At 35.1% G+C, this 25,092-nt stretch carries 21 protein-coding genes; 4 read left to right on the forward strand and 17 right to left on the reverse strand.

The genetic code is table 11. The features are described 5' to 3' along the window. Positions 1-18: 18 nt before the first annotated feature. From ACUN0F_RS21620 to ACUN0F_RS21640, 5 genes are all read right to left on the reverse strand, one after another. The gene (locus ACUN0F_RS21620; RefSeq protein ID WP_264462967.1) at positions 19-912 is read right to left on the reverse strand and encodes an isochorismatase family protein; all 894 of its coding nucleotides are present in this window, start codon (positions 910-912) and stop codon (positions 19-21) included. Positions 913-942: 30 nt separating this feature from the next. Next, positions 943-2,559, reverse strand: coding sequence for a (2,3-dihydroxybenzoyl)adenylate synthase (locus ACUN0F_RS21625; RefSeq protein ID WP_264462966.1), 1,617 nt, complete (start codon positions 2,557-2,559; stop codon positions 943-945). A 12-nt stretch (positions 2,560-2,571) separates the two neighbouring features. Continuing rightward, positions 2,572-3,771, reverse strand: a complete 1,200-nt coding sequence (dhbC, locus tag ACUN0F_RS21630) for an isochorismate synthase DhbC (protein WP_264462965.1) — start codon at positions 3,769-3,771, stop codon at positions 2,572-2,574. Positions 3,772-3,797: 26 nt separating this feature from the next. Continuing rightward, positions 3,798-4,583, reverse strand: a complete 786-nt coding sequence (dhbA, locus tag ACUN0F_RS21635) for a 2,3-dihydro-2,3-dihydroxybenzoate dehydrogenase (RefSeq protein ID WP_088122058.1) — start codon at positions 4,581-4,583, stop codon at positions 3,798-3,800. 646 nt (positions 4,584-5,229) lie between these two features. After that, positions 5,230-6,432, reverse strand: a complete 1,203-nt coding sequence (locus ACUN0F_RS21640; protein WP_088122057.1) for an L-lactate MFS transporter — start codon at positions 6,430-6,432, stop codon at positions 5,230-5,232. Between the two features lie 479 nt (positions 6,433-6,911). On the opposite strand from ACUN0F_RS21640, the gene ACUN0F_RS21645 reads away from it, so the two are divergent. Next, on the forward strand, positions 6,912-7,097 hold the full coding sequence (locus tag ACUN0F_RS21645) for a YkvS family protein (protein ID WP_000646788.1): 186 nt from the start codon (positions 6,912-6,914) through the stop codon (positions 7,095-7,097). Positions 7,098-7,155: 58 nt separating this feature from the next. On the opposite strand, the gene ACUN0F_RS21650 is transcribed toward ACUN0F_RS21645, so the two are convergent. After that, the gene (locus tag ACUN0F_RS21650) at positions 7,156-7,455 is read right to left on the reverse strand and encodes an ArsR/SmtB family transcription factor (protein ID WP_000214800.1); all 300 of its coding nucleotides are present in this window, start codon (positions 7,453-7,455) and stop codon (positions 7,156-7,158) included. Positions 7,456-7,785: 330 nt separating this feature from the next. Between ACUN0F_RS21650 and ACUN0F_RS21655 the strand changes: the two genes are divergently transcribed. After that, complete coding sequence (locus tag ACUN0F_RS21655) at positions 7,786-7,959, forward strand: hypothetical protein (RefSeq protein ID WP_001142750.1); 174 nt, start codon at positions 7,786-7,788, stop codon at positions 7,957-7,959. Between the two features lie 123 nt (positions 7,960-8,082). Here the strand turns inward: ACUN0F_RS21655 and ACUN0F_RS21660 are convergent, their stop codons facing one another. The 4 genes from ACUN0F_RS21660 to ACUN0F_RS21675 all read right to left on the reverse strand — a co-directional run bounded on the left by ACUN0F_RS21660 (position 8,083) and on the right by ACUN0F_RS21675 (position 13,022). Continuing rightward, on the reverse strand, positions 8,083-11,172 hold the full coding sequence (locus ACUN0F_RS21660; protein WP_445540133.1) for an AAA family ATPase: 3,090 nt from the start codon (positions 11,170-11,172) through the stop codon (positions 8,083-8,085). After that, positions 11,169-12,326 carry an exonuclease SbcCD subunit D gene (locus ACUN0F_RS21665; protein ID WP_445540134.1) on the reverse strand — a complete coding sequence of 386 codons (1,158 nt, stop codon included), beginning with the start codon at positions 12,324-12,326 and terminating at the stop codon, positions 11,169-11,171. The genes ACUN0F_RS21660 and ACUN0F_RS21665 overlap by 4 nt, the downstream gene beginning before the upstream one ends. A gap of 15 nt (positions 12,327-12,341) precedes the next feature. After that, complete coding sequence (locus ACUN0F_RS21670; RefSeq protein ID WP_000667351.1) at positions 12,342-12,581, reverse strand: DUF2584 family protein; 240 nt, start codon at positions 12,579-12,581, stop codon at positions 12,342-12,344. Between the two features lie 183 nt (positions 12,582-12,764). Further along, positions 12,765-13,022: a hypothetical protein gene (locus tag ACUN0F_RS21675; RefSeq protein ID WP_001145039.1), complete on the reverse strand. Its 258-nt coding sequence runs from the start codon at positions 13,020-13,022 to the stop codon at positions 12,765-12,767. A gap of 316 nt (positions 13,023-13,338) precedes the next feature. On the opposite strand from ACUN0F_RS21675, the gene ACUN0F_RS21680 reads away from it, so the two are divergent. Then, positions 13,339-14,394: an enoyl-CoA hydratase/isomerase family protein gene (locus ACUN0F_RS21680; RefSeq protein ID WP_445540135.1), complete on the forward strand. Its 1,056-nt coding sequence runs from the start codon at positions 13,339-13,341 to the stop codon at positions 14,392-14,394. 149 nt (positions 14,395-14,543) lie between these two features. Here the strand turns inward: ACUN0F_RS21680 and ACUN0F_RS21685 are convergent. Then, a protein-coding gene (locus ACUN0F_RS21685; RefSeq protein ID WP_445539301.1) for an IS3 family transposase occupies positions 14,544-16,099 on the reverse strand; the annotation gives its coding sequence in 2 pieces (ribosomal slippage) (positions 14,544-15,466 and positions 15,466-16,099; 1,557 coding nt in all). A 194-nt stretch (positions 16,100-16,293) separates the two neighbouring features. Here ACUN0F_RS21685 and ACUN0F_RS21690 point away from each other — a divergent pair. Continuing rightward, positions 16,294-16,926, forward strand: coding sequence for a LysE family translocator (locus ACUN0F_RS21690; protein ID WP_264461948.1), 633 nt, complete (start codon positions 16,294-16,296; stop codon positions 16,924-16,926). A gap of 70 nt (positions 16,927-16,996) precedes the next feature. Here ACUN0F_RS21690 and ACUN0F_RS21695 read toward each other — a convergent pair whose 3' ends face one another. From ACUN0F_RS21695 to mmgD, 6 genes are all read right to left on the reverse strand, one after another. Next, complete coding sequence (locus tag ACUN0F_RS21695; RefSeq protein WP_016134425.1) at positions 16,997-18,457, reverse strand: CoA-acylating methylmalonate-semialdehyde dehydrogenase; 1,461 nt, start codon at positions 18,455-18,457, stop codon at positions 16,997-16,999. A 36-nt stretch (positions 18,458-18,493) separates the two neighbouring features. After that, positions 18,494-19,384 carry an NAD(P)-dependent oxidoreductase gene (locus ACUN0F_RS21700; RefSeq protein ID WP_000719431.1) on the reverse strand — a complete coding sequence of 297 codons (891 nt, stop codon included), beginning with the start codon at positions 19,382-19,384 and terminating at the stop codon, positions 18,494-18,496. Positions 19,385-19,400: 16 nt separating this feature from the next. Then, entirely contained in the window at positions 19,401-21,110 is a 1,710-nt protein-coding gene (locus ACUN0F_RS21705) for an acyl-CoA dehydrogenase family protein (protein ID WP_445540136.1), read from the reverse strand. A 154-nt stretch (positions 21,111-21,264) separates the two neighbouring features. Next, positions 21,265-22,173 (reverse strand): methylisocitrate lyase, encoded by a 909-nt coding sequence (gene prpB / locus ACUN0F_RS21710; RefSeq protein WP_445540137.1) that lies wholly within the window; start codon positions 22,171-22,173, stop codon positions 21,265-21,267. An 18-nt stretch (positions 22,174-22,191) separates the two neighbouring features. Next, positions 22,192-23,628, reverse strand: a complete 1,437-nt coding sequence (gene prpD / locus ACUN0F_RS21715; RefSeq protein ID WP_000598116.1) for a 2-methylcitrate dehydratase — start codon at positions 23,626-23,628, stop codon at positions 22,192-22,194. A gap of 98 nt (positions 23,629-23,726) precedes the next feature. After that, on the reverse strand, positions 23,727-24,848 hold the full coding sequence (gene mmgD, locus ACUN0F_RS21720) for a citrate synthase (protein ID WP_445540138.1): 1,122 nt from the start codon (positions 24,846-24,848) through the stop codon (positions 23,727-23,729). Positions 24,849-25,092: the final 244 nt, after the last annotated feature.

The following is a 25,092-nucleotide window of genomic DNA, read 5'->3' on the forward strand; positions in this document are numbered from 1 at the left end:
TATTATGTAGTCTATTTGTTACAGCACCTGTGCTGTCTGTGAAGATAGTAAACTGTACCAATCGGAAACAGTTGGACGTTCTGCTAAATCTGCAAAAGTTATTTCTTTCCCTTCGCGACGCCACATCTCTACTAAACTCATAATTCTGACCGAATCAAGTCCTCTATTTAGTAAGTCCTCATCAATATCAATACTCTCTACTGGCTCACGAAGTAGTTGTGCAACTAGTTCATGCACTTCCTGTAAAGTGATTCCTTCACTCTCATCACTTTTTACACTTTGTAAATCTTTTAACAGTAAGTTTGTTGATGTCGTTACTGCACATCTATTAGATGCATACTCCAATGCTTGTTTATGATGGTCTAGTGAAAAATCAGCAACTGCATCTGCTACAAAGAACGGCTCTATACCATCCATAAATGCTTCACAAGCTGTTAAAAGGCAGCCAATATGCGCATAAATACCGCAAATAATAAGTTGATCTCTTCCCCGTTCATTTAAAATTTCTAATAGATTTGTCTTTTTAAATGCACTATATCTCCATTTTGTTAAGAATATATCATCCTCATCAGGAGTAAGTTCATCGACAATTTTCTTTTTATCTGGTCCAGCAGGAATACCGTCACCCCAGAAGTCTTGTAATAACCCTCGTTGTTCTAACGTCTGTCCGCCAGGTTGTGCTGTATAAACAACTGGTATGCCAAGTTCCTTACATCTGTCTCTTATCACCTTAATATTTGAAATGAGTTCTACTTTTGGTGATTCTTTATCGCTATATGCATCAAGAAAATATTCTTGCATGTCATGGATTAGAAGAACCGCACGTTTCGGATCTGGCGTCCAGTTCACTTTATTTTTTGGTAGTTCTGATTCAACTGGCATTTTGTATACTGAAATAGATGGGATAGCCATCTAATCACTTCCTTCCAATTTTTATATTATTTATCGTTTTACCGTAATAAGTTTTTCAGCAATGACTTTACGTAACTCTTTTTTGCTTACCTTTCCAACACCTGTTTGCGGGAATGATTCAATAAATTCAATTCGATCTGGAATCTTATAAGCTGCTATACCGCGTTCTCTTAAAAACATTTTTAATTCACTTACAGTTGGAGCTTGTCCGCGAGCTATTACAAATGCACAAGTACGTTCTCCTAAATAATCGTCAGGCATTGATACAATGGCTACATCATGTACTGCATCATGTGCTAATAGATGATTTTCAACTTCTTCCGCAGCAACCTTTTCACCACCACGGTTAATTTGATCTTTATCTCTTCCTTCTACAATGATGTAACCTTGTTCATTTACTTTTACAAGATCACCTGTGCGATAAAATCCATCCTTTGTAAATGATCGTGCATTATGCTCTTCTGCTTTATAATAACCACGAATTGTATATGGCCCTCGTGTTAATAAATTACCTACTTCACCAGGTTTTACATCGTTATTATTTTTATCAACGACCCTTACTTCATCGAATGTAGACATCGGTCTCCCTTGTGTATGAATAATGATTTCTTCAGGATCATTTAATCTCGTGTAATTTACTAACCCTTCTGCCATACCGAACACTTGCTGTAACGTACATCCAAATGTAGGGCGAATACGCTTCGCAACTTCGGCACTAAATTTCGCACCACCTACTTGAATCACTTGCAAGCTCGATAAATCGTTATTACGGGAAGATGCAGCATCAAGCCAAATCATTGCTAATGGTGGAACAAGCGCTGTAATCGTTACTTTTTCTTTTTCTATAAGAGCAAATGCCTCATCTGGACTACCACCGGTTGCTAACACTACTTTTCCACCCGCATAGAAAGTTCCAAATGTCCCTGGAGAACTCATCGGGTAATTGTGCGCTACTGGAAGAACTGCCATATAGACGCTATCCGTATTCAAATTACAAATTTCAGCGCTAACACGTAAACTATAAATATAGTCATCATGTGTTCTAGGAATTAATTTAGAAAGCCCTGTTGTCCCTCCAGACAATTGGAGAAACGCAACATCACTTGGCTGAACTTCTGGTAATGGAACGGGATCTATATACAGATCACTTATGTTCACAAATTCTTCTTCTTCTCCCACTACAATTACATGTTGTAAAGTTGGCACTTTCACTTTTACTTCTCTTGCTAGTTTTCGATAATCAAAGCCGAGAGCCTTATCTGAAATAACGTAAGCACTCGCCTCACCAAACTCACAGAAATAACTAATTTCACTACTTCGATGTGAAGGTAGTGCAAAAACAGGAAGCGCTCCAATTCGAAATAGCGCAAAGCATATTTCGAAAAACTCGATAATGTTAGGTAACTGTATTACAACTCGATCCTCTTGCTTTATTCCTAGATTCAGTAAACCTGAAGCTAAGCAATCTACTTTTTTATCAAGCTCACTATACGTCATATGCATATTACCACTTACAACTGCAATTTCATCTCCATACTTTTCAGCACGTTCTCTTAACAACGAACCAAATGTTTCTCCAAGCCAACATCCTTCTTCTCGATAACGATTTGCAAATTCTTCTGGCCATTCCGTGAAACCTGATAACATTATTTCTTCCCCCTATTTTTCATTCAGCGAATTATCTCTTAATCCTAAAGCCTTCAGCATTGTTTGGAACTTAGCTGATGTTTCTGCCAACTCATCTTCTGGTTTTGACTCAGCAACAACTCCTGCTCCTGCATATAAACGAAGTGTATTTTCTTGCACTTCAGCACAGCGAATTGTAACAATCCATTCACCATCTCCATTTAAATCGCTCCATCCTAGCATTCCTGTAAAGAATTCACGGTCAAATGGCTCAATTTTTTGAATCGCCTCTCTCGCTTCTTCCATTGGCGTTCCGCAAACTGCTGGCGTAGGATGAAGAGCAATTGCTAATTCCAAAGAAGTAGTATTCGGATCCTTTAGTTCACCTTTCACTTCAGTAGACAAATGCCACATCGCTTCACTATGAATAACGGATGGTTTTTCCGGAACATGTAATGTATGACAGTATGGACGAAGTGCAGCAGCAACCGCTTCCACTACTACCGCATGTTCATGTAAATCTTTTGGTGAAGAAATTAATTCCTCTGCTCTTCTCTTATCTTCCACTGGATCATCACTACGTGGTCTTGAACCAGCTAACGGATTAGAAACGACTTGCATACCACTACGTGAAACGAGTAATTCAGGACTTGCTCCAATTAATGTTTTATTACACTCGTTTTCATCTTCCGGTAAATTCACAGCAAATGTATAACCGTGCTTATTATGCTCTGCCAATTCGCGAAGTAGTTTTTGTTTATCAATCTTCTCTGAAGATTTAACATCTAACGATCTAGATAGAACGATTTTCTTTAAATCTCCGTCCTGAATTTTTTCAATCCCTTGCTTCACACCATTCATATAAACTTCAGGAGCTGGAACCGGTGTCATTTCAAATGTCAGTTTCTCATTTCGTTTTATCTCATTTGTTGTCTCTAACTGTAAACGCTCAGTAATTCTACTATGTTCTGGTACGATAAGTTGAACTTCTTTTCTACGATCAAAAGGCAAAGCACCAACAACGATAGGATTCGGATTTCCAGCTTGTTTTGCATTGCTTAATACCGCTTGTACAAGTTCTGTAAAACTTTCAATTTCATGATGTTTTACTTTAGTAAACTCTCCTTCTGTCAATATCGTTCGAGTTGGTGAAGCGAAAAAGAACGAAGATTCAGTTTTATAATCTTCTAATAATTTTTCCGACAGTTCCTTTACGGCTATAAGTTCATTCATAGTATTAAAACCTCCTGAATTTTTTATTAAACTCCTAATGTAGCTCCGCCATCGACACATAAATTGTGCATTGTAATATGACTCGCTTTATCAGAGGCTAAAAACAATACTGCTTCAGCAATTTCTGAAGGTTGTGCAATTTTTTGTAACGGAATACCGAGTCTATATGTATTTTGAGAACCAGCAATTATATTTTCAGCTCCATTCTCATCAGCCCATAATAATCTTTGCATTTCAGTTTCAGTAGAACCTGGAGAAACTAAGTTACAGCGAATATTGTATGCTGCAAGTTCTAACCCTAAACATTTCATAAACATCGTCGTTGCAGCTTTTGATGCAGCATACGCAGCCATCTCCATTCTCGGAGTATTTGCCGCATTTGAGCCAACTGTAACAATTGCCCCTGACTTTCTTTGCATCATATATTTACTTACTGCTCGGCACATATAGAAAACCCCTGTAGAATTTACAGAGAATGTTTTATTCCAATCTTCATCACTTAAAGAGTGAATCGCTCCCATACGTAAAACCCCTGCAACATTTACTAATATATCTATCGGTGCTATATCATTTTCAATCCGTTCTACTACTTCTTCAACAGCGGCACTATCACTCACATCTAAACGAAACGTTTTCACACGTGTTTCATTTAATTCATTTTCATTTAAGAGTACGTTTAACCCCTCTTCAGTTTGATCAGCCCCAATAACTGTAGCTCCTCTTTTTAAAAACATGTTTGCTACAACACTACCTATACCTTGCGCTGCACCAGTTACTAAAACCGTTTTCCCATCAAATTCCCCTATGTTCATTTCATCTATCCTTTCATATAAAAATTAATCAAATTCAACACTATAAATGATAACGATTTTCATTATCACTGATGATGTTAAAAATAATACACTTACTAAACTAATTGGTCAAGTGTACTTTTCATCAACATATTATTCATTGATAATGTTTTTCATTTAACATTCTTACACCTAAATGATAATCTTTCTCAATAAACTTGTCAACCTATTTTTATTTTTCAGATAAAATATCTTAATGATTCTCAACACAATTACATCTAAAAGCATTAATAAGTACCTTACATTACACACTTAATTCATACTCCTCTTTTTAAACTTGTAGAAGACTAACTGTAGATACCTTCATTTACAAAGCCTTATCAAAAAACCAAGTATATATTTTCTCAACATTTTTCTGAAAATACCGAGAAAATATATCTTGCAATTACTGATATATGTCTTGTTTATAATTTAAGATTTAATACGTATTTCGAATATGATGTATCATTTTTTGATATTCCAATATAATCCAAACAGGTATTTCACTCACTTTTTTGTCTCAAAAAATCCCAAATATTATATAACCTCGTTACAATCATTCATAAAAAAGCACCCTATTTAATAGGATGCTTTTTCGTATTTATAGTGTGATAGAAGATTTATATACTTATGCTACGCTGCGATACTCTTCTTCTTGTTCTTTTTTCTGCTTAGGTGCTTGAATTAAAATTGCGATAACAAATGATACGACACATAATACACCGATCACCATGAAGGTTGGTTTAAATCCACCTAGAAGTGCACCGATAAAGGAACCTGCAAGTGCTCCAAATCCAAATCCTTGATACACAATTCCGTAGTTCTTACTATGGTTTTTCATACCGTAGAAATCACCAACGATAGCTGGGAAAATAGTGATATTTCCACCAAAGCAAAACGCTACGCTTGCTACACATACGAAGTAGATACCATAATTTAAATCTACGAAACTTAAAACCAAGACTGAAGCTGCCATAACAACAAATGTACCAGTAACGATTTTTAAACGGCCAATTTTATCTGATAACGGTCCTAAAATAATACGACCTAATGTATTGAAGATTGCAACCATAGCCACCGCATTAGCTGCTGTCGCTGCGCTAAGCCCTACAAGTTGAACACCAATGTCTTTTACCATACCAATTAAGTATAAGCCACTCATACATGATGTAAATAACATAATAAATAATAAGTATACTTGTTTTGTGCCTAACATTTCTTTCGTTGTATATTCGTGAGTTTTTGTTTCATGAACTGCTCCTTGATCTGCAGCTTGATGGATTAAACAAGCGCCAAGGACAATCATAGCTGTAACAATTAAACCCCAGTATATAAACGCTTGTGATACACCAACTGATTCAATTAACTGTGCGTTAACATATTTAAAGATTAAGCTACCCGAACCATATGCAGAGACAGAAATACCAGCAATTAAACCTTTACGCTTTGGAAACCACTTTATTAAATTGGATAGTGAAGTGATATATGCTGTACCATCTGCATAACCTACAACAACCCCTGCTAGTACATAAAGCAATATTAATGAGGAAGCTTGTGAACTAAGTATTAATCCTAGTCCTAATGCTAGTCCAGCTATCATAATAAGTTTACGAAGTCCCCATTTTTCTTGCAATTTACTCGCAAATAAAGTCGAAAACGCTAAGGAAAGACTAGTAATTGAGAAAGTTATAGCAACTGCGTTAAGACTCCAACCGTATTTACTAACTAAAGGCTGATTAAATAAACTCCATGTATATATCGTTCCAAGTCCCATTTGTACTATGACTGTACCAAGGACAACAAGCCATGGATTAACATTTGATTTTTTCATACCTTTCCGCCTCCTCTTTCTATTTCAATGCTATTCGCTAAATTTTCTTTTTTTATGTTCATATTGGCCACCTCATTTGATTTAACACCTTCATTGTATAAGATATTTCTGTTTATGTAAGCACTTACAAGATAGAGCGTCAAAAATATGGAATCAGTTACAGAAAACGAAGGACGAAATACAAAAACAAATTATTAAATACGTAAGTAGCTATTATAATGTTTTGCATCAATACGACTTACAGCTGTTTTATCATCTCTCTTTATAAAAATTATGTCTCAAGTTATATGATACCTACATTGCAATATTTTGATTTTCCTATACATACAGAAAAACTATTTTCACACTACGATGCACTTTATTTTTTATAAAATAAAAAATATTTTATTGATAAATAAAACTAAATATTCACTAATATATCTATACGTGGTTTAATATATATAATAAAAAAATATTTCTGTCTTTAATGAGGAGGTACTATGAAAGCAAACGTAGGGGATACTATACTTTTTCAACGAAATAATTTAAAGATTACGGGATCTGTACTAAAACTTTATACTGAATCGGTCTTAGTTGAAATTACAGATGTAAGCGGTGGTACTTTTGAATTTGATCGAACAATTGTAAATCATAAAAACTATAAAATTTTAAATACGAATACATAAAACAACAAAAAATAGCCCCTGCTCACCAGCAGGGGCTATTTTATATGAACATTCTTCATTAGTTTATATATCCTAAAACACTTACAATCTTACTCGCTTTTAAATTATTAATATGATAATAAATTTCTAAACCTCTTCTCTCAGCTCGTAACACTTTACCTTTCATTTTTGATAAATGTTGCGAAACAGTCGATTGTGGAATATTTAGTAATTCTGTTAATTGTGTTACGTTACAAGTTTTTCTCGTACTTAATTCATTTACAATTTGTAATCGGATTGGGTGTGCCATAATTTTTAAAATATCTACATCTTCTTCTGAAACTGAACTTTTTCTCATTTCACTCGTATATGTTGTCATAAGACATTCCCCTTTTATATGAATTCCTCTTATTTAGATCTATTTCCAAAATATTTAAAACTCCGATATGAAACCTTTATATAAAAATAATAGAATTTTAAATTTTTAAAAACAGAACGAAATACAATTCACTTTATTTATTTGGTACATATACATAATACAATTTTAATATGTGCTCTATGTGAAGTTAGCATAAATTTGTAATGAAGATTTTTCAAACAATTCACATCTAACTATATACTTCCTCATAATACTATTCAGTGATTTTAACATATTTTAGGCGTTTGTATATACTATCTACAAAATAAATGTTGTTTAGGGGGATTTCAAATGCCAACAATGTTACAAGAAGAAGTTGAAGAAGCACGCGAAACATATGTCAGTCGTATCATATTAGTCAGTGGATCAGCTTTATTTTTAGTAGGTGGTGTTATATCCGCAATTTCAGCTTTTAAAGCTTATAATCGTTTAGAAAATACTCCGCCTTCTACAGATAACTCGTAGGTGCATTATCTAATTCTGAATAACAAACAAATGCCACCTCTATAAAGAGGCGGCATTTGTTTTATCATAATTTTTATACTAGAAACTCGCAAACAATGCTTTAAGTATGAATTACAATTGAACTTACTTCACCACAAACCGAGTCTGACTACACCCATCCTTCTGCTTCGTTACTTCTAATACAGCTGGCATTGCGTTTTTCAGCTCTTGAACGTGTGATATAACACCGATAAAGCGGCCTGATTTTTGTAAGTCAATTAAGGCATCAACTGCTTTTGTTAATGACTCCTCGTCTAATGAACCGAATCCTTCGTCGATAAACATCGTTTCGATGGAAATACCACCTTCATATGCTTGAATGACGTCTGCCATTCCGAGCGCTAAGCAAAGCGATGCATTAAATTTCTCGCCGCCAGATAATGTTTTTACATCGCGTGTTTGACCAGTATATGCGTCGTATACATCTAATCCTAATCCACTTTGACGATTTCTTTTTTCAACTCGTTCACTTCGTTTTAAATAAAATTGTCCATTTGATAATTTACGTAATCGTTCGTTTGCAATTTGAACAATTTGTTCTAAATACTCAATTAAGATGTAACGTTCAAATGATATACGGCTTTCGTTATCACCTTTCATTACTTCATATAAATCAACAAGTTCTTGGAAAGCTTTTTCTTCCTCATGAATTTGCTCATCAATACGTCTAATATTTTCATGTAAATCAAAAATATATGTTACTGCATTTTGCGCACGTTGACGTTTTTCTTTAATGATATCGAGATTAATTTGTAATTCTGTTATGTGGTCACCTAACGCTGTAATATCCATATACTCTTTATCTTTTAATTCAGCTTGTAACTCTTCAATTTGTTTTGCAAGCACTTCAAGAGATGAATAATAGCTTTGAATTTCTTTTTGTAGCATCTCCATCTCGGCATCACTTAATTTAGCTTCTTTATACGTTATTTGATTTGTAAACCCGCTCTGTTCAAGTTCTTTCATAAAGCGCGCGAAAGTCTCTTCTTTCTTCAATTTTGCACTTTCAAATTGAGTAGAAGCACCTTCCTGTTCTGCTTGAATACGTATATTTTCATTTTGCCAATGTTGATACGCTTCCTGCACTTTCCTCCATTCGTCTTCCATTAATTTGAGTTCATGCATAGCTTGGTCAAACTGAACTTTCCAAGCCTGTACTGTTTGTAAGCTTTCAGGAATATTTTTCTTATCATGTTCATATGACGTACGAAGCTGCATACACTCCATTTCTGTTCGGTGCTGCTCTGTTTCTACCTCACGCTTTTGTTTCTGAAGTGCATCTACTTTTTCTTCTACACTTTTTATATTCACAGCTGTTTGCTTACGCGTTTCTTCACTTGCCTTTAACGTATTCACTTCAGTTGCTAATTGTTTTCCCTTGTGAACAAGTGCACTATATGTTTCATCTAATTTCTCTGAGCGATAGCCTCGCTTCTTAACCTCTACTATTATCTGTTCATATTGAAGGTGATAGAAATTCCATTTCTCTTCTAACTGAACATGTAATTTTTCAGCAAGATTCTTCTTGTCTCTTAAATCATTTAACTCTTTTTCATCGATCGCATCACTTTGCTCTGTAGCTTTTTTCGGATGGTTCGTACTACCACATACTGGACAAGATTCGCCATCATGTAGATGAAGAGCTAATATACCAGCTTGTTCACTTAACCAGCGACGTTCCATATTCTCATATGCACGAACTGCCTCTTGCATCTTAGTAAATGCAGTTTCTTTTTCTTTCTCGAATTTTTGTTTTTCTTGCCAAACATCATATGCTTGCTTTAAAACTTTTGCATCTTCTCGCATATTCGTTAGTTCTTCTACTTTAGCTACATATTGCTCAAGTGCTCGTTCTATTTGTTGTAATTCACTAGACATTAGCTGTTTTTGATTTGTATGCTCTTCTAATTGTCGATCTAAGTTTTGCATACTTTCTTTTAATTTTCCTATTTGAATTTCTGTATTTTGTAAATTCAACTGTTTCTCAGCTAACGATGCAATAATCGATTGTAACTCTTCTAATCTTTGAACAAGTTTTTTTGCATCTTCTCTCTCAGGTTCTTTATTCTTTACTGCTTCATATTTCCCCTGAGCAAGTTCAAAATTACTCATTATATTTTCTTTTTTGGCGATAATTTGTTTTAACAAACTTTCAGCTTTCTGCTCATTTTGCATCGCTTCTTCGTGCCATTGTTCAAATGGTAATAAGCGCTTCGCTTGTTCCCCACGTTTAAAAGATGTTTCTTTCCTTTCAATAACTGTACGGTTTTCTTGTAAAGTGTTATATTTCTCATTCTTTTGTTGTAAATCTATAAACTTCTCATTTACAGACTTCGCTGCGTGAAAACGTGTTTCAGCATCCTTTAATTGCTTTGTTTGAACATCTTGTTCTACTTGTAATTGCTCAACTTCTGCCTTATACACAGCTGTTTCTTGTTCTAATGCTTCTACTACTTGATGCGTATTTACATGCTCTTGTTCCACTAATGTCTCTAATAATGCTCCATCTCGGATCGGTAATTTAAAAACATTACGAAAATGTAGCTCTCGCTCTTTTTGTTTTTCTTGTAAAACGTCTTTCCATTGTTTTCGTTTTTGATCAAGTAACTCTCGCATTAACTTATAACGATCTGTTTTAAAAATACGACGCAAAATTTCTTCTTTGTTTTCAGTCTCAGATGTTAATAGTTTTCGAAATTCCCCTTGCGGTAACATAACAATTTGACTAAATTGATGTTTACTTAAACCGATTAAATCTTCCACTTTTTTATTTACATCCGTTACATGGAAACGATCAACAGCTGGAACCTTCTCTTCATCAATTACTTCATATAATTCTACTGCATGTCCCGTAATCGTCTTGTTCCCTTGTTTTTTATGTCCCAGTTGTCGTTTTATTTCATAACGTTTCCCTTTTAACTGAAAGGTTAGTTCTACACTTGTATACACATTATCATCAGCAAATTGGCTGCGAAGCATGCTCGTATCACTACGTTCTTCTCCACTTGCCTCACCATATAACACATAACAAATTGCATCAAAAATCGTTGTCTTCCCAGCACCCGTGTTCCCAGAAATGGCGAAAATACGATGCTCTCCCAGATCGTCAAAATCAATTACTTCTTTCTGTTTATATGGCCCAAATGCCGTCATAATAAGCTGAATCGGTCTCATCCTCGTTCACCTTCCCGTTCTTGCACTGTTTGTAATACTTCTACAAATAGACGTTCTTTCTCTTCTGATAAATCTAAGCCTTTCATTTCTTTATAAAAAGCCTTTAAAAGAGATAAATCATCCGTTTTATGTCTTGAAACAGTTACTTCATTTGACTCTGTGAACTCTCGTCTTTGAATAGATCTTTCAACATGCATTGCATTTGGATATACAGAGCGTATTTTTTCCATTGGCTGCAAGACAGGATTTTCATCTAATAATTTTACAAACACGTAATCTTCACTTACTGGATGTTGTAATAATTCATCTATTTTTGCTTCTACTGTTCGCATTTTACGGCGTGGTGCAAGTAACCTTTTTTCAATTGTTGCTTCACCTGTTTCGTTCAGTTCCACAATATAATAACCTTTTTTATGTTTTTCTTCAGAAATAGAATACGCAAGTGGCGAACCAGAATATCGAATGGTCTCATTACGTACGAAATGCGCTTGATGTAAATGTCCAAGCGCTGTGTAATGAAACTTATCAAAATAATAACTATTTACGTATTCAGCACCACCAATTGAAAGTGGTCGTTCTGCATCACTTGTATTCTCCTCCGCTTCTCCCGCAGAAGTTACAAATGCATGACCAACAAATACGTGTCTAGCTTCTTTATCCATCGTTTCAGAAAGCTCATTCATAAAAATACGCATCGCATCATCATGAGAACGTACATCTTCGTTTTTCAAAACATGTCTAACTATGCTTGGATCCGCATATGGAATGAGATGGAAGTGAACCTCGCCATGTTCATCATTTAATATAATTGGCTCATATGGAAATTGAAATTGTCCCACAATAAATAATCCTTGTTTCTTCATTAAACTACTTCCAAAATGAATACGATCTGGACTATCATGGTTTCCTGCAACCGCAATAACTGGTGTTTGTAAATCAATCACTATTTTTTGTAAAACATCATTTAATAAGTCTACTGCTTCCGTAGGTGGAATTGCTCGGTCATATAAATCCCCTGCAATAATTACGGCATCTGGTTTTTCTTCTTCAACAGCTTGTACAAACTGATCTAATACAATCTTTTGATCTTCAGTCATATACACGCCATGAACGAGCTTTCCTAAATGCCAATCCGCTGTATGAAATAACTTCATAGTTTCCTGCTCCTTTTAATTTACTGATTTTAGTGATACGAGTTGATAGTTTATTGTAGTTTTTCCGTTTTCCCACTCTAACTTTTGTATCATTGCACTACCAATTCTTTCTTCATTTGATTTATATAAAGGCAATATTTCTTGAACTGTAAATAAGTGATAACCATCCAATGTTAATTGAAATATGTTTTCTTCTATATGTAATCTTACTTCTTTTTCATTTGAAATAATTTTTGTGTGCATCTCAAATTTCATGACAGATACAACCCCTTTTTCTAATCTCTACATTATTAATAGTATATTGGCTATGCAAGATTGACAAGTAAATACACGGCAAAGTACACACTTTTCTACTACTATATGTTTTTTATTTTTACATATAATACGGTATGTGAAATTTTATTTATTTTAAAAATAAAAATGTCTAATGTGACATCTTTATTTTTGTATAAAGTCTTTCATTACATAATATAAAACTGTAATGAAAACGATCGCTACAAAAAATGAAAATACTGCGATAATGTACCCATCCTTATTTAATAAAATGCAAAAAGAAATAGATATGATGAAAATCGGAAATACAAGTCGTACTTTATCCTTCACTTCCTCTGTCGTATCTGTATGATGAAAATACTGCGTTATCCCTATCATTAAAGAAGACAAAATAATCACCGACAATAGTAAAGGTACTGGCATTCCGATTTCTCCTTTCTCTATTTCTAATGAAAAGCAATTTTTCTTTCATCATAATCGCTTCAAATACTCTTTTTGAAGTCATTATGTACAATTTACACATATATAATAGCGTGTTTATCATGATAATTTCAAATAATTACAATTACAGTAATGTTGTAATATTCATTTTCAACCTCAGAAATCCTGCAAATATATCTCGTCAAAATATGCGATATACAAATTAACACGTACCGTCAAGTTTAGACAAAATTTATAAAGGACATTTCAATACGTATCAAGAATTAAGAATAAGAAGATATGTAAGGGAGGATGAATTATGACTGAACACGTTTTATTTTCTGTTAGTGAAAACGGCGTTGCATCAATTACTTTAAACCGCCCAAAAGCGCTTAATTCTTTATCTTATGACATGTTGCAACCAATTGGGCAAAAACTGAAAGAGTGGGAAAATAATGAGCGAATTGCGCTTATCGTATTAAAAGGAGCTGGCACAAAAGGTTTTTGTGCAGGCGGCGACATTAAAACTCTTTATGAAGCGCGTTCAAATGAAACTGCATTGCAGCATGCGGAACGTTTTTTTGAAGAAGAGTATGAAATTGATACATATATTTATCAATATAAAAAACCGATCATCGCTTGTTTAGATGGAATTGTAATGGGCGGTGGTGTCGGTCTTACAAATGGTGCGAAATATCGAATTGTAACTGAGCGTACGAAATGGGCAATGCCAGAGATGAATATCGGCTTCTTCCCAGATGTCGGTGCTGCTTATTTCTTAAATAAAGCTCCAGGGTTTGCTGGTCGCTATATTGCTTTAACAGCATCTGTTTTAAAAGCTGCTGACGTATTATTTATAAACGCTGCTGATTACTTTATGACATCTGATTCATTACCAATTTTCCTTACTGAACTTGAAAGTGTAAATTGGCATAAACAAGATGATGTACATACTAATTTAAAAGAAGTCATTCGTACATTTGCAACTGCTCCAAACTTAGAAAGCGAACTTTCTACTTCATTAGAAGAAATTAATTCACATTTTGCATTCGATACAATTGAAGAGATCACCGATTCATTGGAGAAAGCTCAAAGTTCCTTTGCTTTAAAAACGAAAGAAACGCTATTATCAAAATCCCCTATTTCATTAAAAGTAACATTAAAACAGTTTATTGATGGACAAGATAAGTCCGTTGAAGAATGTTTTGCTACCGACCTTGTACTTGCTAAAAATTTCATGAGACATGCGGATTTCTTCGAAGGAGTACGTTCTGTTGTCGTTGATAAAGATCAAAATCCGAATTATAAATATAAGCAGTTAAGTGATGTTTCAGAAGAAGATGTAAATCGATTCTTTAACTTACTTAATGCATAATAAGGTGAAACATTAATAAGTGGGGGTTCATTACCCGCTTATTAATGTTTCACCGATCGTCCGGTCATGCGGGATAAAATTGAGGCTATATAGTAGTGGAATTCTGAACAGCCCCCCGTCAAGTAGACAGTGGAAATAATAAAAACATCCTAAGCGGCTTCAGCCCTATATTCCATGGGGCTGAGGCCGTTTAGTCGTTTTTGGAATCGGTCATAATTATAAAATTGAATGTACTCATCTACCGCTTGATTTAGTTCCTCAAACGTATCGTATTTATGTAAGTAATATTTCTCGCACTTAATCGTTCCCCAAAAAGACTCCATTGGCCCATTATCAATGCATCTACCAACACGTGACATACTATGGACTATGCCTGTTTTATCTACACGGTGCTTGAATCCATGGGAAGTATATTGAAAACCACGATCGCTATGCAGAAGAAGTTCATCCTTAGGTGAACGAACTGGTGCTTGATCAAAGGTTTTAAATACAAGTTGATTATTGTTAGAATGTCCTAGAACGTAGCTGACGATGGAACCGTCATACAAATCAAGAATCGCACTTAAATAAGCCTTCTTAGATGAGCTGTACTTGAATTCTGTCACGTCCGTTACCCACTTTTCATTTGGCCTATTTGCTTGAAACTCACGATTTAATACGTTTTGTGTGACATGTTGTGGAGTGGTGTTTTTGTAACGCTTTCTCTTTCTACGAATGATAGATTGTAATCCAGCTATCTTCATCAAACGATAAATACGTTTGTGATTGAAGGTTTGACCGAATAGGCGATTCATATTTAACACCATTCGACGATAGCCATAGATCCCGTTTAATTTCTCGTGAAGAGTTTGTATTTCTTCTATGATTTTTTTATTTTCTATTTCTCTAACTGAAGGTTTACGATTTATCCACTTATAATATGCTGCACGTGTAATGCCAGCGATTTTACAGAGTAGTGAAATTGTCATATTTTTTTCTTTATGAAGTTCTTGAATTGCGACATATTTATTTTCAAAACGTACTTGATTTAACGCCTCCTCTCGAGTTCTTCTAACTTTTTTAAGAATGCATTTTCGGCTCGTAACCGTTCATTCTCTCTTTCAAGATTTTTCATTTCTAACTTTACTTTTTCTTCTGGTGAAAGTTCTTGTTCTTCCTTCTTTCTTCCACGTCTATCTTTTAATGCTTCGTCTCCGCCATTGTTATATTTTTTAACCCATTGATAGACCTGTTGGTAAGAAACATCATATGTTTCAGCTGTCATTTGAAAATTTTTATCGTTTTCTAAACAGGATAGGACGATTTGAATTCGTTCCTCCCAAGAAGTTATTCTCTTTTTCGTCATAGATCGCATCTTCCCTTTCGGCGTCTCTTTCAACTCTCTATGACTATTATAATCTTTTATCCATCGCTGGAGAACGGATCTACTTGAGATTTCATGTCTTCTAATAATTTCATATTGAGAATATTCCCCTGATAAATACTCCATAATCGCTGTTTCTTTGACTTCCTTTGAATATCGTTTCCATGATGAGCTTTTTTGTAGACCTTCAATCCCGTATTGTTCAAAACACTTCATCCATTCCTTGAATGAATATTGTGTAACTTGATGCTTCTTACAAAGTTCTGTAATTGTATAATTTCCTTTTCTATAAGCAAGCAATAGCTCTAGCTTAAATTCAGGAAGATACCGTTTTTTGGACATCAAAAAAACTCCCCTTAAGATCAAACAGATTTTTATTTTTTAATCTGTCTACCTTAAGGGGAGCATATCATTCCACTACTATATAGCCTCTTTCTCATTTAATAATTTTTAATAAAATTTAATTTTATTAAATCGAAATGTGTGCTACACTATTTTTAATCAAATATTCTAAAAATAAAAAAGGAGGAGCAACTATGATTGAAAATTATTTTCTTTTCATCATTATGTCTATTTGTCTTATTATTTTACCCGGTCCTGATACTGCAATGGCGACGAAAAATACATTGGTTGCCGGTAAGGTCGGTGGAGTGAAAACAGTGTTCGGTACATGTGTTGCACTTTTAATTCATACTTTAGCAGCAGTAATCGGACTTTCCGCAATTATTGTAAAGTCGGCTCTTTTATTTTCTATTTTCAAGTACGTTGGAGCTCTATATTTAATTTATATTGGCATTAAAGCCCTTTTAACGGTAAGAAACAAAGAAGGCTTTGATACGAACGATATATCTTTAAATAATGAAGATGAACACACTTCTTGCTTTCGCCAAGGGTTTCTTACGAATTTATTAAACCCTAAAGTTGCAGTCTTTTTTTTAACCTTTTTACCGCAATTTTTAAATCCAAATCATAATACGTTTATTCAACTTCTCGTAATGGGTCTTACTTACCTCATTTTAACAGTTATTTGGTTCGCTTTTTATATATTTTTAATTGATAAAATTAGTGCTTTTATGAAAAAACCGAGGACGCAACGTTATATTCAAGGCTTAACAGGAATCGTCTTAATTGGTTTTGGTATTAAACTAGCTTTTGAAAAAAATAATTAACAAGACGAAAACCACCACTATTAATAGTGGTGGTTTTCATTTAACAACTGATTTGGCTGTTCACTCTATATTAAAACCAGCGCTCAGTTACAACTTTTTTACGTGTATAGAATTGAACGCCATCTGTACCATTTGTACCTAAATCACCAAAGAAGGAAGCTTTATTTCCTGCAAATGCGAAGAATGCCATTGGTGCTGGAACGTTTACGTTTACACCGATCATACCAGCATCGATATTATCACGGAACGTTTGTGCATGTTTACCATTTGACGTATAAATAACCGCGCCATTTGCAAATTTAGATTGATTTGTCAGTTTAATACCTTCTTCTAAATCTTTAACTCGTACAATGCTTAATACTGGAGCAAAAATTTCATCTTGCCAAATTTTCATTTCTTGATTTACACCATCAAAGATTGTCGCACCTACAAAGTAACCTTCTCCAACTTCTTCCTTAATTTTGCGGCCATCAACTAATAAAGTTGCTCCATCTGCTACACCGCTATTAATATAGCCTAATACGCGCTCTTTATGAGATTCACGAATTAATGGTCCAACATAATTATCTTCGTGGAAACCGTCACCTACTTTTAACTTCTTCGTCTCTGCTACTAGTACGTCGATGAATTCATCAGCAATTTCATCAACTACTGCTACTACTGAACATGCCATGCAGCGCTCTCCACTACTTGCGAATGCAGATCCAATTACACCTTGCACTGTTTTCTCAAGATTGCAATCTGGCATCACAATCGCATGGTTTTTTGCACCAGCTAACGCTTGTACACGTTTCCCGTGCTTCGTACCTGTTTCATATACGTAACGAGCTACTGGCTCAGAGCCAACGAACGAAACAGCTTGAATATCTTTACTTTCTAAAATGCTATTTACAACATCTTTTCCGCCTTGTACTAAATTTAATACCCCTTTTGGAAAACCAGCTTCATAGAATAACTCTACAAGTCGCTCTGCTAAAAGTGGCGTTCTTTCAGATGTTTTTAATACGAACGTATTACCGCAAGCAATTGCAAGTGGGAACATCCATAATGGAATCATCATTGGGAAGTTAAACGGTGTAATACCAGCAACAACTCCAATTGGATAGCGCCAAATCGATCCATCAATGCCGCTAGCAATATTCGGAAGAGCTTGTCCCATCATTAAATTTGGTGCTGATGTTGCAAGTTCTACCGCTTCAATCCCGCGCTGCACCTCACCAGTTGCATCCGTTAATGTTTTACCATTTTCTAGCGTAATGATTTTAGCAAGCTCTTCTTTGTTTTCTTGTAAAAGCTGTAAATATTTATATAATTGTCTTGAACGATTCGGAACTGGTACTTTAGACCATGTTTCGTATGCTGCTTTTGCCGCTTCAACAGCTTTTTCAACATCTTCTTTCGGAGATAGCGGAACGTAAGCGATAATTTTTCCAGTCGCCGGATTCGGAACTGCTTCTACTTCTGTACCAGTAGATTCTACCCACTCACCATTAATATGATTTTTTACTCGTTTAATTTCAGTTGTAATCATTATATTCTCTCCTTTTTTATGATGTATATAAGTCTATTATTTTTGATTAGAAATTAACTGTTCACTAACTTTCTTATATAAAGCAGCCATATCGTTTTCACCATACCCTGCCTCACTTGCTTCTTCATATACGTTTAATAGCATTTCGCTTACTGGTAAGTGAAGTTCGCTTTCTTTCGCTAAATCTACTGCAAATCCTAAATCTTTCTTTAATAAATTCACAGTAAAGCCTGGATCGTAGTTTTCAGTTGCAATGAAACTTTTATAATTACGCTCATAAATTCTACTTTGACCGTAACTTACATTTAAAATATCAAACATTTTATCTAAATCCATATTATTCTTTTTCGCTAATGTTAAAGCTTCACTCACACCAGCTGTATAAAAACCAATTAATAGGTTATTAATTAATTTAACTGTTGTGCCACTATCAATCTGCTCACTAACATGGAAAATATTCGCGCCTAGTACGCCCATGATAGATTCCGTTTTCTCATATACTTCTTTTGATCCACCAACCATAAACGTTAATGTACGGTTTTCGGCTCCAATTACCCCACCACTAACAGGCGCTGCTAAAAAGTCTACTCTCTTTTCCTTTGCAGCTTCCTCTAACTGTTTGTTTAATTGTGGAGATACAGTACTTGTATCAATTAAAACTACATTCGAGTGGCTATTTTCAAATAATCCTTCTTCCCCAAAATACACCGCTTCAACAGCGCGAGGTGAAGGTAAACTTGTAAAAATCACATCGCATGTTTCTGCTAGTTTTGAGATTGATAAGCCAATAATTCCTCCTTCATTTTCAAAGGAAGCTTCGGCCTCTTTATTTAAATCTACACCGTATACTGTGTAACTTGATTTAACTAAATTTTTAGACATCGGAAGACCCATATTACCTAAACCGATAAAGCCAATCTTTTTCATATCGCTTTCCTCCTATTTACACAATATACTTTCCGCGATTTATAATAGCTTTCGCAATTTCTCTCTTTTTTGTAAATACGTTCGTGTATAAAGGCACTAATAATTGACGAATTTCAGCTAAAATTACGTGTCTATCTTGTTCTTCTGTGACAGCCGCTGAAAGTATAGAAATCGCTGCTTCTTCTATTTTACGATAGCCTTCTTCACAAATAACATCAGTTATCATTTGTTTCGTACGCTCTTTCTCTTCACCATTTTTACTAATTGCTTTCTTCGTACGTAAAAATGCTGATTCCATGACGTACACGTCCGTTAACATATTTGATAATACACGTGAATATTCTTGTTCTTGGTCAATTTTTAACCCTGGAGTTTTAGAGAGCGTTTTCAAAGATTGTTTCAACAATTTTTTCGATAATAAAATGTAACGATGGTTTCTTTCAACATTTGCTACATCAACTTCTACTACAGTATCTTCAATTTGTTCCATTTGCTTCATTAACATTTTAGCAACTGTTAATCTATTAATTTCGTTCGTTCCTTCAAAAATACGACTAATTCTAGCATCACGATATAATCGTTCTACCTCGTACTCTTGCATATAACCGTAACCACCATAAATTTGTACAGCTTCATCTACGATATGACCAAGTGTTTCAGAAGCATTTACTTTATTAAGTGCACATTCAATTGCAAATTGAGACATTTTCTTCATAAGATCTTCATCACTCTCATGAATTGCTTCATCAATTACACCTGCTGTACGGTAGGCTGCACTTTCTGCTCCATATGTAGCAATGATCATATTTGCAATTTTCTCTTGAATCATCGTAAAATCTACTAATTCCGTTTGGAACTGTTTTCGCTCTTTTCCATATTGAACCGACAAACCAATTGCTTGTTTTGCTGTTCCAATATTTCCAAAAGCCAGCTTTAGTCTAGCGAAGTTAAGAATATTAAGAGCTACGTGATGCCCTTTTCCAACTTCCCCTAAAACATTTTGAGCAGGGATGACAACATCTTCTAAGATTAGGGTAGCCGTTGAAGAACCTTTAATCCCCATTTTCTTTTCTTCTAATCCAATGGATACACCTTCACATGTTCTTTCGACAATAAACGCTGTCATTCCTTTATTTGTCTTCGCAAAAACAACGTATACATCTGCCATATGAGCATTTGTAATCCACTGCTTCTCACCATTTAACTTCCAAGCAGTACCATCTTCATTTAATACTGCACTTGTTTTTGCACTTAAAGCATCAGAACCAGCATTTGGCTCAGTTAAAGCATAGGCCCCAATCCATTCTCCAGACGCAATTTTCGGCAAATATTTTTCTTTTTGTTCTTTCGTTCCGTAATATATGTAAGGCAATGTACCTACACCAGCGTGTATATTAAAGGAAACACTAAATGCACCAGCGTATCCCATTTTTTCTGCTACAAGCCCTGAAACTGCCTTTCCTAACTCAAATCCACCGTACTCTTCTGGGACTTCAATACTTAATAATCCAAGTTCTCCAGCTTTCTCAAATAATTGACGAGAAATTTTATAGTTATGTTGTTCTATATTCTCCATTTGTGGAACAATTTCTTGTTTAACGAATTGTTCTGTCGTTTTTGCGATTAAATCTTCATCTCCTGAAAAATCTTCTGGCGTAAAGAAAGTATAATTCACATCTTTATTAAGTGAAAAAAATTCATCCCACGGTAACTTTGTTTTCTCCATCTGAATCCCCCTATCATTTCGGCCTTACTTGCTACTACGTATGCTCGTCTACGATGAGTGGAATTTCTTATTTTTGAAAACAGAAGGCGATGAATTGTCACATCAAGCAGTTCGTTTTGCCAAAGATGTATTCTCATCGCCTTAGTTGTTTTATCTATTGATCCTCTGATAATACTGTTTTTGCAATTCCAGTATCTAGTTCTTCAAAGTCATGATATGAAATTGTTTCATATAACTCACTTCTCGTTTGCATACTTGAAAGTGCATCTTTTTGAAAACCTGTTTCCTTAATTAAAGTAAACACATTCTCATATGCTTTCGCTGCAACACGAAGTGAAGTTACAGGATAAATAACCATTTGGAAGCCCATATTCGCAAATTCCTCTGCACTATAATACGGCGTTTTCCCGAACTCAGTCATATTCGCAAGTAAAGGCGCATTTACTTTACTATTAAATAGACGGAACTCTTCTTCTGATTGAAGTGCTTCAGGGAATATTGCATCTGCACCTGCTTTTACATAGGCGTTCGCTCTTTCAATCGCTTCATCTAAGCCTTCTACACCGCGAGCATCTGTACGTGCCACAATATATAAGCTTGGTGCAACTTCTTTAATCGCTTTAATCTTTTGAACTAACTCTTCTGTAGTAACGAGTTTCTTACCATTTAAATGTCCACATTTCTTCGGTAATTGTTGATCTTCAATTTGAACAGCTGCTACTTTCGCTTCCACCATTTCTACTGCTGTTCTCGCTACGTTTAATACACCGCCAAATCCTGTATCAATATCAACAAGAACCGGTAAATCTGTAGCTCTTACTAGATCTCTTGCTCTCTCTGCTACTTCAGTAGACGTCACGATTCCTAAATCTGGTAGCCCTTTACTTGCAGTGTAAGCAGCTCCCGATAAATATAAAGCTGAAAAACCTGTATTTTTCGCAACAAGAGCAGCCATTGCATCATGAGCACCTGGAATTTGCAAAATTTCATTTGCTTCTACTAAAGCTCGGAAGCGATTCGCAAGCTCCTCTTGTGTTGACTGTTTATTCACAACCCAAGCCATTCTAAATTCCCCCTATTATTAATTTAAGAATAGATCTACAAATTCGTTTACATTCATATTTTCTAGTTTTTCTTCATTTAGACAAACTTCATGAATTTGTTCTTGTTGCTTACTAGAATAATGACCTGCCATATTTGCAGTGAATTTTTGAACAACTTTTGGAATTGCTTCGTCTCTACGGAAACGGTGACCAAGTGGATATTCACATTCCACATTTTCTGTTACAGTGCCATCCTTGAAATGAACTTGAACAGCGTTGGCGATTGAGCGCTTGTTCGGGTCAAGGTAATCTAAACTGTACTGTTTGTTTTCAACAACAACCATTTTATTACGTAATTCATCTACACGTGGATCATTTGCTACTACATCCTCATAATCATCCGCAACGATATCTCCTTTTAATAAACCAATTGCCGTAATGTATTGTAAGCAATGATCACGATCAGCTGGGTTATTTAATGGACCTTCTTTATCGATAATACGAATTGCTGATTCATGAGTTGTAATCGTAATACGATCAATTTCATCTAATCTTTCCTTAATTTCTGGATGTAATTTCACAGCACACTCTGCAGCTGTTTGTGCATGGAACTCTGCTGGATATGAAACTTTAAATAATACATTTTCCATTACATAAGACTCTAATGGTCTTGCTAACTTTAATTCTTGTTTATTGAATAATACATCTTGGAATCCCCATCCTGGTGCAGATAATGCTGTTGGATATCCCATTTCACCTTTTAGAGCAGTCATTGCAAGATGAACACCTCGGCTTGTTGCATCACCTGCTGCCCATGATTTACGTGAGCCTGTATTTGGTGCATGACGATATGTACGAAGACTAGAATTATCAATCCATGCATGTGATAATGCATTAAAGATTTCTTCACGTGTTCCGCCGAGCATTTTTGCAACTACAGCAGTTGTTGCTACTTTTACGTATAATACATGGTCAAGACCAACACGATTCAAACTATTTTCTAAAGCTAGTACACCTTGAATTTCATGTGCTTTAATCATCATTTCTAATACTTCACGTACTTTTAATGGTTCTTTTCCTTCTGAAATACGAACACGGCTAATATAATCTGCAACTGCTAAAATACCGCCTAAGTTATCAGATGGATGTCCCCACTCTGCTGCAAGCCAAGTATCGTTATAGTCTAACCAACGGATCATACATCCGATATTAAATGCACCTTTCACTGGATCAAGCACATATGACGTACCTGGTACACGTGTACCATTCGGCACGATCGTTCCTGGTACAACTGGTCCTAGTAATTTCGTACACTCTGGATATTGTAGTGCTAAAATTCCGCATCCAAGTGTATCAAGTAATACGTAACGAGCAGTACTGAATGCTTCTGCGCTATTTACCTCTTTATTTAATACATAATCCGCAATTTCTTCTAATAATGCATCTTTTTGTTTAATTTCATTTGTTTTAATCATACTATTCTTCCCTTTCTGTCGAAAATTCGTTATTATTAATGATGGGTGTCGGTCAAACACCCATCTAGCGGGCGGCGCTAACAACTCCCCAGTTGTTCTTATTTACTAAGTACATGTCGCTCGCCAACATAATTTACACGTGGACGGAACAATCGATTGTTCGCATGTTGCTCAATTACGTGCGCACATAGTCCTACTGTTCTAGAGCTAAAGAAGATTGGTGTGTAAAGTTGAATTGGAATACCAAGCATCCAATATACTGGAGCTGCATAATAATCAAGGTTCGGATAAATTCCTTTTTCCTTCTCCATAATCTTTTCTCCAGCTTCACACATTTCATATAGTGTATAATCACCTTTTACATCACATAACTGCTTTAAAGCTTCCTTCATCATCAGTGCTCTTGGATCCATCTTCTTCATATACACACGATGTCCAAAGCCCATAATTTTTTCTTTGTTATATAGTTTCTTCTGTAACAACTCTTCAAACTTCTCAACATTACCAGCTTCTAAAAGCATGTACATAACCGCTTCGTTTGCACCACCGTGTAAGCTACCTTTTAAAGATGCAACTGCACCTGTTAAAGCACCATATAAGTCCGATTGCGTTGATGCAATAACGCGCGCTGTAAATGTAGAGTTTGGCATTTCATGTTCACTATATAAAACAAGGGAACGATCAAAGATCTTCTCCTCAAGTTCAGTTGGTTTTTTACCTGTTAACATATAGAAGAAATTCGCGCTATATGATAATTCTTGAAGAGACTGAATTGGCTCTTCATTATTTAAAATATGATAGCTATTCGCTACAATGTTTGGTACTTTGCTCAATAATTTGTACCCGCGGCTTTTGTTTACTTCTAACGAGCGGTTTTCGATATCATTATCGTAACCAGCTAATGCGGACACACCTGTACGCAATCCATCCATCGGGTGCGTTTCTTTTGGTAATGCCTTTAATACGTTGAATACACCTTCTGGTACCGCGTATTCTTCTTTTAATTTCTTTTCGAGTTTTGCTTTTTCATCCTCATTTGGTAGATGTTCTTCCAATAAAAGGTGCACAATGTCTAAATACTCTTTTGTTTTTGAGAGTTCGATTAAATCATACCCTTGAATTACAATTTCACCTTTCACTGTGTCAAGAAACGAAATTTTCGTCTCCGCTGCCACTATACCATCTAATCCCGGGGAAAATTTTTCTTCAGCTTTCATCATTATTTCCTCCAATCCTAATAGATCTTCGTGCACATAACTGTAAGCCTTTACAAAATCGTGAAACTACATTTCTATTTCAATGTATCAGAGTTTTTAGAAGATTTCAATTTATTTTATAATGATAAGTTTCCTATACTTTTACCGATGTAGCAATACAATTTTCTAAAAATAATTTTCACATTTTATAAAGAAAGGACTGACTTCTTTATGCGTCTTATTAAAACAAAATATAAGGATGACTCAG

It is taken from the genome of Bacillus sp. 1A (assembly GCF_052682215.1).